This is a genomic window from Trichocoleus sp. FACHB-46 (assembly GCF_014695385.1).
Taxonomy (GTDB): Bacteria; Cyanobacteriota; Cyanobacteriia; order FACHB-46; family FACHB-46; genus Trichocoleus.
On record NZ_JACJOD010000031.1, the window covers coordinates 335,231 to 347,333 of the forward strand.

Consider the following 12,103-nt stretch of genomic DNA (forward strand, 5'->3'; position numbering starts at 1 on the left):
GAAACTGGAACATTTATGGGACTGACAATTACGCAGGTAGACGCATTTACCAATCAACCCTTTAGTGGCAACCCTGCCGCTATTTGTGTCTTACCTGAGTCACGAGATGATCAATGGATGCAAAACGTTGCCAGAGAAATGAACTTATCGGAAACCGCTTTTCTGCTGCAACAGGAAGATGGCTTTAATCTCCGTTGGTTCACCCCTACCGTTGAAGTTGATCTGTGCGGTCATGCTACTCTAGCTAGCGCTCATGCGTTGTGGGAATTGGGATATCTAAAACCTGACCAAGAAGCACAATTTCATACTCGCAGCGGACTCCTCACCGCCCAGCACCAAGGAGACTGGATTGTGCTCAACTTTCCCGCTCAACCCGCCACCGCGATCGCGCCTCCACCAGATCTAGCTGCTGCTCTCGGTGTCACCAACCTCAACTATGTCGGCAGCAACCAAATTGATTATTTAGTAGAGCTAGAGTCAGAAGCAGTAGTCCGCGATCTCCAACCCAATCTGACTTTACTCAAAACATTTCCTGTCCGAGGCATCATTGTCACTAGTCGAGCTGATGCTGGAGAATACGACTTTGTCTCCCGTTTCTTCGCTCCGCAATCGGGCATTGACGAAGATCCAGTCACAGGTTCCGCCCATTGCTGCCTTGGCCCCTATTGGCAAGAACGCCTCAAAAAAGATGAGTTTTTGGCTTACCAAGCTTCTCCCCGTGGTGGGGTATTGCGAGTTCATTGCCAAGACGATCGCGTTGCCATTGCTGGGCAAGCGGTTACTGTCCTGAAAGGGGAACTGATTCACTAGGAAGTGAGGAGTGAGGAGTAGCAAGTGGGTATTAAATTAGAAACTATTGTGCCTTGGGGGCGATCGCTGAGCGAATACATCGCTATGTTTAACCTGACCGCCACAGATCTCAGCCGCAAAATTCTGGACTGTGGCGCTGGCCCCGCTAGCTTCAATGCTGAAATGACCCGCCAAGGTTACACCGTCACATCCTGCGATCCCATTTACCAATTCAGCACCGACGAAATCTCCCAACGCATCCAGGCAACCTACCCCCAAATCATCAATGGAGTTACAGCTAGCCGGGACAGCTACATCTGGGACGCGATCGCCTCTCCCGAACAGCTAGGAGAAGTCCGCATGGCCGCTATGAACCAATTTCTCCAAGATTTTCCAATGGGCTTTGCGGCAGGACGCTACCTCACCGCCGAGCTCCCCCATCTCCTTTTTTCAAACCAGCAGTTTGACCTAGCCCTCTGCTCCCACCTGCTATTCACCTACTCCGATCAGCTCTCGACCGAGTTTCACATCCAAGCGATCGCAGAACTTTGTCGAGTTGCCACCGAAGTTCGTATCTTCCCAATTTTAGATATTTCTGGCGCAACCTCTCCCCACCTCCAACCCGTACTGGATCATTTCCAGCAACAAGGCCACCAGACAGAAATCCAGCTAGTTTCCTACGAGTTTCAAAAAGGAGGCAACCAACTTCTCAAAATCAGCCAACCTTACCAATCTGCCAACTGTCACAGTCCCACTCAAGCAAAACCCAGAGTTTAGGCCTGCGATCGCCATCCTGAATCAGCCAATTGAAGTTCTGGATCAACCACCGCACCTCACTTGCTGCTAGCGAGATTTACTCAAGCTATAGAACTTCCACCAAGTTCAACGTGCATCAGCGAGGTAAACTCCATGAACTTCAAGCAGACAGTTCTCAGCTTCTTCCCTTGGGTCAAGTCCAACTCAGAATCCAACCCAGAGCCACCAGCCGCTGCTCCTGAAGCTAATCTTACCCCTCAGCCTCCCGTCACTATGTCCTTCTACGCCGTTAGGTCCCGAAGGATTCCTGGCCGTCGTAGCCCAGCAGGGTCTCGCTAGCTAGTCAGGATGATACGAATGTGAGCTATTTGGTCATACCACAGCACGATCGCAGGCTGACCCAGACGGCACAACTACCTTGAGAACGGGTTAGAACCGTTTTACCCCCATGTTGAGCCAAGTCAATTCCTAAAGCGTATGCCTGACGATGTTGCTCAATTTCAAAGGAAGCGACATGGCGATAAAGCTCCGAGCGGTGCCGCATCCCATCTTGCAAGTCACCTTGAGCCCCCAGAAATTTAAAACGATGAATTGTTAATTCAGGAATAACTGGAAGCAACATAGCTCTACACCAAAGCCTACCTGGCTCAACTCATAAGCTCAGCTTAGGTATTTCTGGTTTACTTCTATTCAGTTATTTGGCCTAAATTAGCTCCGCAATAGTGCCAACTTTACTGATTGCGTGCAGTTTGGTTAAACCTGCATTTCTAGGATCACTGACTGGCTTTAGTTGCCTGCGGAGCTACACCAAAACTTGCTCATGCCACCAACGAGAGAACCGCTGCATCCCTTCACTCGTTTGCCCTAGCAATTAATCCTTCAAAGAATCTAATAACTCTGTTAAAGCTGAAAAAGTATCTGGATTGCCGATGATCAAGTCACCATTCGCATCCATAGAGAAGTCTTCGCCAAACTCGAAGCCGCTGCGAATGAGAAAGAGTACTATATCAACCTTAAAGTCATCCATGATCTGTAGATGAAAGCCTATATCTGATCTAAATAGAAATAAGATTTATAGCCACCCCTCTATAGGATTAACTTAGGTAATCGCTTCTCTAACCTACGATCCCCACATCGCGAGTTACTGCGTTTTGGGAACTTTAGAACCTCGAATTCTTCAAACCTAGGGGAGACTGGACAAACTGAATTGCTACGAAAGTTCTCCATTTTGTTTGTCTTGATGGCAGTGCTTAGGGTGCCAGCTTTTAGTCGTAAGCCCAACTCTTAACTAGCCATTTGTGGAGGTGTCAATGAATCGCTCAAGCTTAGAATCCCCAATCCGGTGGTATCTCCAAGCCATAGCGCTGGGACCAACTCAACAATCTAGACGACCCCAGCAACGGGTCAAAGCCGCAAAGCAGCTAGTATTATTGGCGCTGGTGGGCTTGATTGCCTGGCCTGCTCCCGGTGTGGCGCAATTTGCCCAGACAGTCCCCAACCTACAACCAAGTGCAGCAACAACCGGAGACGCTGGGTACATTTTGGGAGCGGGCGATCGCATTCGAGTTGATTTCTTTGAAGTCCCAGAGTACAGCGGCGAGTTTCTTGTCTTGCCGAGTGGCACTGTAAACCTACCCCAAGTAGGTGCCGTCTCGGTGCAAGGCAAAACCTTAAAACAAGCTTCTAACGACATTGGCGCTAAATTTGCGCCTTATCTCAGACAGCCTCTAGTCACGATTAGTTTATTAGCAGCTCGCCCCATCAAAGTCGCGATCGCGGGTGAAGTCAATCGTCCTGGTTCTTACAATACCAAGCCAGAAGCCTCAGCTACCGACATTGGCGCAACTTCAGTCACAAGGATGATCGAACTTGCAGGCGGCATTACCCAAGCGGCAGATGTGCGTCGTGTACAAATTCGCCGAGCTAGACCTGGCAGTACTGGTGCTGCTGTGCTCAATGTTGACCTGTGGCAGCTCTTAAAAACAGGGGATATCAATCAAGATGTTGCCTTACGGGATGGCGACAGTATCTTCATTCCTGCTTCTGAAAGTATCAATTTAGACGAGGCATCGCAGTTAGCCTCTGCGAGTTTCTCCACGACTGAAACTCGTCCCCTCAAAGTTGCCATTGTGGGTCAGGTGCAACGTCCAGGACCTTATATTATTAGCGGCGCAACTGATAATGAGACTGGTATCAACACCAATACTCAACAAAAAATTCCTACCATTACTAAGGCGATTCAGGTCGCTGGCGGCATCACCCAAACTGCCGATATCCGCAATATCGAACTGCGTCGTCGCACTAATTCTGGGCCAGCTCAAATTACCAAAATTGACTTCTGGCAACTTTTAGCAGGAGGCGATCTGCGTCAGGATCTACCCTTACAAGATGGCGACACGATTGTCATTCCTACCGCCACAGCCCTTAGCGCAAAGGAAGCCACAGAACTAGCCGCTGCAAGTTTCTCCCCGGACAAGATCACAGTCAATATTGTGGGTGAAGTTGTCAAACCAGGAGCGGTAGAAGTGCCACCCAATACGCCGTTAAATCAGGCAGTACTAGCAGCAGGGGGCTTTAATAAGCGTCGGGCTAAGCAAAGCGCTGTAACGCTGGTTCGCCTTAATCCTGACGGTACCGTGTCCAAGCGACTCATTTCAGTTAACCTGGCCCAAGGCTTGAATAACAACAGCAATCCGCCCCTCCGCAACAATGACACAGTCATTATTGGTCGCTCCTCTCTAGCAGGTATCTCCGATACCGTGGGGAATGTTCTATCACCTCTAAGCAATGTCTTTGGACTCTTTAGGTTGCTAGGGCTCTAACTTCTGGCTCAACAACCATCTCTTGACCCAGCGATCGCTTGCCGTTAGGATACAAGCAGTCATACCAACTTTGTCTTATGCGCACACAGCAGCGATCGCTACGCCAGTCCTCAACCCTACTCCTAGGGCTGGGACTGCTGCTGCGCCTTGCGCGCAAATAATTCTGTGAGCTGAATCTAGTTTTTTTCCAATCTAACCACCCTTCTGGAGGGGGTCTGGGGGACGCAGCCGTCCCTCAACGGGGGTTTGAGGGCAGGTGCCCCCAAGCTCTTGGTTTTAGAGTTTCAGAATATTTAGCTATCCATTGTCTTAACGTGACTGGAGATCTCTCATGCAACTGCAACAAACATTTGAGGCATTACTGCGACTGTGGGTGGGTTGTCAGGCTCGGACTGAGTGGCAACCTACATTGCAATCTGACAACCCCAATCTTTTAATTACCACCGCCACAACACCTCATCAACCGCAAAAATTAAGGATTTGTCGATCATGTTGAAACAGCCTGCTAACAAATACCGCTCCTTTCCCCCAGTCGCCTTACACGATCGCACTTGGCCCGACACCATCATTACCCAGCCTCCTATCTGGCTCAGCACCGACTTGCGCGATGGTAATCAAGCGCTGATCGAGCCGATGAACGGAGAGCAAAAATTACAGATGTTCAATTTGCTAGTGCAGATTGGCTTCAAAGAAATCGAAGTTGCGTTTCCCTCCGCCTCACAAACTGACTTCGACTTTGTGCGTCATCTGATTGAGCAAAACTTGATTCCCGATGATGTCACGATTCAAGTTTTGACTCCTGCCCGCGAAGCCTTGATTCGCCGCACTTTCGAGTCTCTACGCGGTGCCAAACGCGCGATTGTACATCTCTACAACGCCACCGCTCCCGTGTTTCGTCGTGTTGTGTTTGGACTCGATCGCCCCGGCACTATTAACCTCGCAGTCACCGCCGCCCAACTCTTTAACGAACTCGCTGCCGAGCAACCAGACACCAACTGGCGATTCCAATATTCTCCTGAAGTCTTTACCTCGACAGAGTTGGACTTTGCGAGGGAGATCTGTAATGCGGTGCTAGAAGTTTGGCAACCTGCTCCCGAACGCAAAGCTATCATCAATCTTCCTGCCACGGTGGAAGTGTCAACTCCCAATATCTTTGCAGATCAGGTGGAGTGGATGCATCGTCATCTAACCATGCGAGACAACGTGATTTTGAGCGTGCACCCTCATAATGACCGGGGTTGTGCGATCGCGGCAGCAGAGTTGGCCCAAATGGCAGGGGCTGATCGCGTCGAAGGCTGTCTATTCGGCAACGGTGAACGTACAGGTAACGTAGATTTGGTGACGCTCGCCCTCAATCTCTACACCCAAGGCGTTGCCCCAGGTTTAGACTTCTCTCAAATTAATCACGTCGCCAGATTGGTAGAGGATTGCACACAACTCCCGATCCATCCTCGTCATCTCTATGTAGGCGATTTGGTCTTCACAGCCTTCTCTGGCTCGCATCAAGACGCAATTAAAAAAGGATTCTCCGCCCAATCATCAGATGACATTTGGGAAGTCCCTTATTTACCCCTTGATCCAGCCGATGTCGGACGCACTTATGAATCTGTAATTCGAGTGAATAGCCAGTCTGGCAAAGGTGGAATTGCCTTCTTGTTAGAGCGAGACTATAACTTGGTGTTGCCTCGACGCTTACAGATTGAGTTTAGTCGGATGGTGCAACAAGCCGTAGACACACATGGGCAGGAGATGGCCGCGGCTGACTTGTGGAAGTTGTTTGAGCAGGAATATTTGCAAGCAGTTTCACCTATCAAATATCTCGCTCATCACCTTGAGGAAGTGGATTCACAGCAAACGATCAGCGTGACATTGGAGAGGGATGGCCAGCCAGCCACACTACAAGGCCAAGGCAACGGTCCGATAGATGCTTTCCTCCAAGCCTTAAACCTAGACATCCGCGTAGACCATTACGAGGAGCACTCCCTCAACCAAGGCAGTGATGCAGCAGCGATCGCCTATGTCGAAGTCACGAGCGATTGCATCTCCGGTTCGTTGCATGGCGTGGGGATTCATTCCAACATCGTCACTGCATCTCTATTAGCCATTCTCAGCGGCGTGAATCGGGTGTTGTCACACAGGCGCTAAAGATACATAAACTCACTGATTCAATCCGTTGTAAGAGTAGGGGCGAACGGCCGTTCGCCCCTACAATAATCTGTAATTTGAGTTTAGAGAATTGGTATAGCACCATTCCTAGAGCTGAGCATTGCGATATTGCAAGCGATATAACTGGGCAAATAAGCGATCGCGCTTGAGCAGTTCTGCCATCGTTCCCTGCTCCGTCACTTGTCCCTCCTCAATCACAATAATCTGGTCGGCTTGCTCAATTGTCGAGAGACGATGGGCAATCACAATCAAGGTGCAACGCTGGCTCAGAGCATTGATGGCTTCCTGGATCAAATGCTCAGAGATACTGTCGAGGGCATTGGTGGCTTCATCTAGAATCAAGATTTCGGGGTTCCGAATAATGGCGCGAGCTAGAGCCAGGCGTTGGCGTTGACCTCCTGACAGCCGCACTCCCTGATCGCCTACCTGAGTCTGATATCCCTGCGGTAGTTGGCTGATAAATTCATGAGCATTAGCCTGTTTGGCAGCGGCGATCACCTCTGCTTCTGTCGCTTCAGGCCGACCATAGGCAATATTTTCATAAACCGTAGTGCTGAAGATATGTACGCTTTGGCTCACAACCGCAATGCGATCGCGCCAATCGGCCAGATTGAGCTGTGGCAAAGGCTGACCATCAATCTCAATTTCGCCACTAGTGGGGTCATAAAACCGACAAATCAGACTGATCAAAGTAGATTTACCTGCTCCAGAAGGTCCCACGATCGCCGTTGTTTTACCTTTAGGGATACAAATCGAGATGTTTTGCAGTGCTGTCTTTTCACCTGGGCCATAACAAAAATCTACAGCTCGAAATGCGATCGCCTGACGCAATCCTGTAAACCGAGTTTTGCCAGAGCGAATATAAGGCTTATCACTGCGATCGAGCAGAGACATGACATCATCGATCGCCGTAGTCAGCGACATCAAATTGACTCGCGCTCCATCTACATGCCGCACCTGCGGTTGCAGTCGATAGAGCATAAACACAAAGGTGAGTAAGGTAGGCAGATTCACTTGTTGCTGCAAGGCAATGACTAAAATGCCAGCCAGCAATCCGGTAGACAGCACTTCGGAGAGCGGATAAACTGCTCCAGAAATGCGATCGAGTTCCATAAAGGAGTGACAGACTTGCCGAGAAGCTTGATCGAAGCGGGCCTGCTCATAGGATTCGCGGCCAAACTCCCGAATCACCCGCATCCCTAGTAATCCTTCCCACACCCGTTGCACAAAGACGGCGTTTGCCTTCTCAGCCTGTTTGCCCAACTGCTTAACTTGGCGAGTCATAAATTGAATCATGCTGGAAATTAGTAGCATGACCGCTGCTACCAAAAGCGTCAGTCTCCAGGAAATGAGCAGCAGCAAAATTGTAAACACAACGACTGTGCAGCTACTAATAATGAGACCCACCAACACAGATAGCGCTTGACTAGTGCGCCAGGTTTCATTATCTAAAGTACTGAGAAACTTGCCCGACGGATAACGCTCTAAAAAGCTATAACCAACACTTAATAGCTGTCTAAAAATACCCGAACGCAACTGATAGCTAATCCGCCAATTCAACCAGGAAAATAGGAGAGTGTTGCCATACAACAAAGCATTTTTCAGCAAAACGCTGCCAAAGATAAATCCAGCAGTAATGGGTAAACGGTTTTGAATCGGAATTTGAGCAAAAATTCGATCAAAAAAAGCAATCAAGACATTACTCTGAGCAGTTTGAGCCGTGCCAGCATCAAAACTTTGCAATAAAGGAATAAATAAACTAATTCCTAACCCTTCAGAGAGAGAAGCTAAAATTCCCAAGACTACAATAACTGGGATTGCCCAAGGATACAGCTTCAATAAAGGAAACAATTTTCTGATTACTTTCGCCTCTTTCATAAATTCCTATTTTGCTAAAAGTTTAATGCGAAAGTAGCAATTCTTGTAATTTTTTTGATTTAGTAGAGACAAGCTGTTGACAAATTTTCATTGCTTTTGTCCAACGCCATAAAAGTACCCAATCATAGGGTTTCAGAATTGGCAGGGGCTTTGTCTCCTGATTGTTAATCTCTTCAATCGTTAGCGGACGCGGCGGCAATCTAAAGCGCTGTCTAAATTTTAGCCAAGAGCGATGATCAGGCCAAATCAAGGAAGTAACTGGTTTAGCGGCAATTTTGAGTAAGCAGGTCAGGATCATCGGATACAAACCAGGACGCAGTAGCAAGCTCAGATCATCCTTGAGTGTCAGAGCCAGCCACTCTAATGTGTGCCAGTGCGCTCCAGATTTATAGCTTTTACCCATCAAATAGTGATAGAAGCATCCCCTAGACCAACGATAGATAGTAGGTGGGATTTCAGCGTGGCGAGTCCGCACTTCTGCTATGACCAACTGATAAGATTTAGCCATCGCTCGGCAATTGCTAGCCATACTACCGAGCAACTGCCGATACCCAACTAAAAACTCAGGCACAACGCGAAATTCATAAGCATCAGCGATGCGTAAATACAACTCCCAATCTTCGCAGCCTTGAGCATTTTGTGCCCGCAATTCTGGATTAAATCCTCCCACTCGATCTAGGCAAGTGCGACGGATCAGTGGGTTACTAGCATTATCCAAAAAATTGGAATAAACCAAAATTGGATAAATAGAACCCTCTGGTTTATAAGCTCGTTCTAGATTATATTTGCCAATAATGGCTCCCGCTTCATCGATATGCACAGACCAGGTATAGACTAGACCGACTTCTGGACCCGATCGCAACATACATTGCACTTGTTTTTCTAGCTTTTGGGGATACCAAACATCATCGGCATCAATCGGAGCAATGTATTCTCCCTGAGCATGGGCGATCGCTAGGTTCCGAGCCGCTGCCACTCCAGCATTCTTCTGCCTCAGTAGCTGCACGCGCGGATCTCTTTGCACAAAAGATTCAACAATTTCGGCAGTTCGATCCTGCGAACCATCGTCTACTACCAAAACTTCAATGTTTTGATACGTTTGTGACAGAACTGATTCCAAAGCTGGGCCAATATAGGATTCAGTGTTATATGCAGGGATAATCACTGAAACAAGCGGAGACTGAAAACTCATGGGTTATGGCTGAAGTACTGGATGAGTGAGATTTGTCCATGCCAACCTCACCCCGCCTACAGCACCCCTCTCCTGAAGGAGAGAAGACGGGGACAGGGCTACATAGGATGTCTGGTTTAACGAGTTGTTCTACTTGACTAGATAGAGACCCACCTTCAAGCCAGTGCCTGAATTCAACGGAGGAAACAGCAAATATTACAATTCAAAACTGGTAAATGCTTTAGAGCGATCGCGTTCTGCTATCAGCTCTTGGTAGACTGCTAAAGTTTCTTGATGCACACGCGACACACTCAGCCAAGCTAAGTTGCGTTGGGCCTGTTCCTTCCAGGCTTGCAACTGCTGAGAACACTGAAGCAATTCTAATAAAGCTGCCGCGATCGCTGCACTATCTTTAGGGTGAACTAATAAACCTGCGGCCCCCTGATCTAATGCTTCTGGGATACCATCTACATTGCTGGCGATGATGGCGCATCCCGCATCCCGCGCCTCCGACAGCACCAGACCAAATGGTTCTTGATGAGAAGCCAACACAAAAATATCTGTAGATTGCAAATATCTTTGGGGCTGAGGTTGAAACCCTAGAAAATGGATGCGCTCTGATACTGGCGTAGCCTGAGCTTGGGCTTCAAACATCTGGCGGTCAGGCCCCTCGCCAATTAAATACAGATGTGCCTCCGGGAAATCTGCGGCAATTTGAGCAAAAGCTGTAATCAATTCTGTAATGCCTTTGCGCTGATACATTCCTGCCACGGTAGCGATCGCAGGATGCTGGAGAGAGATCGTAGGGAGAGAAGAAGAACGCTGGCGAGGACTACCCAAAGTGCCATTGCGAATCACTCGCAGCTTCCTCTGCGGAATGCCCCGTCGCTCCATCGAATCAGCCACCGCTTGACTCACCGCAATCACGCGATCGGCCACGCCCATTAAAGTGGCGCTGCGCTGAAACTCATTATGAACGGTAGAAACTAGCTTATAGTTGCCAAATCTGCGTAAGCAGCGCGCCAAAACCACTCCAGTCATCATGTGGGCATGCACGATATCCGGTTGGAACGTTTGGGCGATCGCTCGGTATTCCTTGGTAGCTCGGAGGAGATTCCCCAATTGCCGCTGCTGATTCAAGGGGAAATGTGTGACACCGTAGTCTGCTAAAAGGGTTTCGTACTCGCCACCATCAGAGGCTACGGCTACCTCAAGCCCCGCTTTGGCTTGCAAACAGGCCAGATCGATCGCCACATTGATAATGCCGTTTCCGAGTTCTCGGACATCATTCAGGATATGGAGAATTCGCATCACGTTCTCTGCTCAACGACTTAGCTGTCTTGTAGATTAGCTAGCTTGAAGAGCATCTTGGCGGCTGAGGTTCTCCAGCACATCCAGATATTGCCCCACGATATTGTCCATAGCAAAAGCATTGGCCCGCTGCTGTAACACTTCAGCATCGGTTGGTTGCTCTAGCGCAGCAATAATTCCATCTGCCAAAGCTTTGAAATCACCGACAGGAGCCAAGCGACCATATTTGCCATTGCTCAAGATCTCTGCGGGGCCACTTTCGCAATCTGTCGAAACGACAGAAGTACCTGCGGCCAAGGCTTCTGCCACCACATTGCCAAATCCTTCATAAATCGAGGAGAGCACAAACACGGCTGACTGTGCCATGTAGGCATAAGGGTTTTCGACAAAGCCAGGCAACGATACATTATCTTGCAAGCCCAACTCTTGAATCAAAGCTTCCAACTCTGGCTTCACTAGAGGCTCGCGTGGATCGGCTTCTCCCAAAATCATCAATCGGGCGGGATGGCGTTGTCGCACCAAATCAAAAGCGCGGACTAAGGTGAGAAAATCTTTCTGCTTGACTAACCGCCCCACCCCCAAAACTACCGGAGGTTCTCCAGCCGCAAACCAGGGATGATCAATCGGTGCTTTAATTTTCTCGACCAAATTTGGCATCACGACTGGATTGTAGATGACTTGCACCTTATCCTCAGACAAGCCTGCCATCTGCGCCACATCTCTCGCTGTTCCTTGAGAAGCAGCCACGATCGCATCAGCCCAAGGATAAAACTGCCGCACCAGAAAAGGCCGAACGTTGCCACTCCCTCCATGCCTATCTTGAAACTGCTGCGAGAGATTGGTTTGCACACACATCACAATCCGAGTTGGCACCCCTGCTAAGCGCTGGGCCAAGGTTGCGGAACTAGCGATATCTAAAGCTGAGAGCAAGAAATCGGGTTTTTCTTGCTGCAAGTAGCGTCTGAGCGCCCAAGTTTTAGAAACGATGACAGGGGACTTGGCTTTGAGGTTAATCAGACGGACATTGGCAGGCACCTTATCGAGATAAGCACCTTCTCCTTGAGCCAGCACTAAATCAGTTTTTAAGCCTCTTGCCGCAAAGCCTTGAGCCAAATGCAACATCGCTCGCTCTGCTCCGCCCCCCGCTAAGTTAGGGATAAATAAGCTCACAGATGGTTGCTGCGATCGCAAGGTTACAGGCATAGAATCC

At 49.0% G+C, this 12,103-nt stretch carries 11 protein-coding genes; 5 read left to right on the plus strand and 6 right to left on the minus strand.

Annotation, left to right across the window (positions count from 1 at the left end):
* Window positions 1–15 precede the first annotated feature (15 nt).
* From H6F72_RS19615 to H6F72_RS19625, 3 genes are all read left to right on the plus strand, one after another.
* A complete protein-coding gene (locus H6F72_RS19615; RefSeq protein WP_190439496.1) occupies window positions 16–810 on the plus strand; it encodes a PhzF family phenazine biosynthesis protein in 795 nt (264 codons plus the stop codon).
* Window positions 811–834: 24 nt separating this feature from the next.
* Complete coding sequence (locus tag H6F72_RS19620; RefSeq protein ID WP_190439499.1) at window positions 835–1,566, plus strand: SAM-dependent methyltransferase; 732 nt, start codon at window positions 835–837, stop codon at window positions 1,564–1,566.
* 132 nt (window positions 1,567–1,698) lie between these two features.
* Window positions 1,699–1,884 (plus strand): hypothetical protein, encoded by a 186-nt coding sequence (locus H6F72_RS19625; protein ID WP_190439503.1) that lies wholly within the window; start codon window positions 1,699–1,701, stop codon window positions 1,882–1,884.
* Between the two features lie 25 nt (window positions 1,885–1,909).
* Here the strand turns inward: H6F72_RS19625 and H6F72_RS19630 are convergent, their stop codons facing one another.
* Window positions 1,910–2,167 (minus strand): hypothetical protein, encoded by a 258-nt coding sequence (locus H6F72_RS19630; protein WP_190439505.1) that lies wholly within the window; start codon window positions 2,165–2,167, stop codon window positions 1,910–1,912.
* A gap of 249 nt (window positions 2,168–2,416) precedes the next feature.
* Window positions 2,417–2,572 carry a hypothetical protein gene (locus tag H6F72_RS19635; protein WP_190439507.1) on the minus strand — a complete coding sequence of 52 codons (156 nt, stop codon included), beginning with the start codon at window positions 2,570–2,572 and terminating at the stop codon, window positions 2,417–2,419.
* A gap of 283 nt (window positions 2,573–2,855) precedes the next feature.
* On the opposite strand from H6F72_RS19635, the gene H6F72_RS19640 reads away from it, so the two are divergent.
* A complete protein-coding gene (locus tag H6F72_RS19640) occupies window positions 2,856–4,367 on the plus strand; it encodes an SLBB domain-containing protein (protein ID WP_190439510.1) in 1,512 nt (503 codons plus the stop codon).
* 489 nt (window positions 4,368–4,856) lie between these two features.
* Complete coding sequence (gene leuA / locus H6F72_RS19645; protein WP_190439511.1) at window positions 4,857–6,512, plus strand: 2-isopropylmalate synthase; 1,656 nt, start codon at window positions 4,857–4,859, stop codon at window positions 6,510–6,512.
* A 108-nt stretch (window positions 6,513–6,620) separates the two neighbouring features.
* On the opposite strand, the gene H6F72_RS19650 is transcribed toward leuA, so the two are convergent.
* From H6F72_RS19650 to H6F72_RS19665, 4 genes are all read right to left on the minus strand, one after another.
* Window positions 6,621–8,411 (minus strand): ABC transporter ATP-binding protein, encoded by a 1,791-nt coding sequence (locus H6F72_RS19650; RefSeq protein WP_190439514.1) that lies wholly within the window; start codon window positions 8,409–8,411, stop codon window positions 6,621–6,623.
* A gap of 22 nt (window positions 8,412–8,433) precedes the next feature.
* A complete protein-coding gene (locus H6F72_RS19655) occupies window positions 8,434–9,603 on the minus strand; it encodes a glycosyltransferase family 2 protein (protein WP_190439516.1) in 1,170 nt (389 codons plus the stop codon).
* 195 nt (window positions 9,604–9,798) lie between these two features.
* Complete coding sequence (locus H6F72_RS19660; RefSeq protein ID WP_190439520.1) at window positions 9,799–10,893, minus strand: glycosyltransferase family 4 protein; 1,095 nt, start codon at window positions 10,891–10,893, stop codon at window positions 9,799–9,801.
* 36 nt (window positions 10,894–10,929) lie between these two features.
* On the minus strand, window positions 10,930–12,096 hold the full coding sequence (locus H6F72_RS19665; RefSeq protein WP_190439523.1) for a glycosyltransferase: 1,167 nt from the start codon (window positions 12,094–12,096) through the stop codon (window positions 10,930–10,932).
* Between the last annotated feature and the right edge of the window lie 7 nt (window positions 12,097–12,103).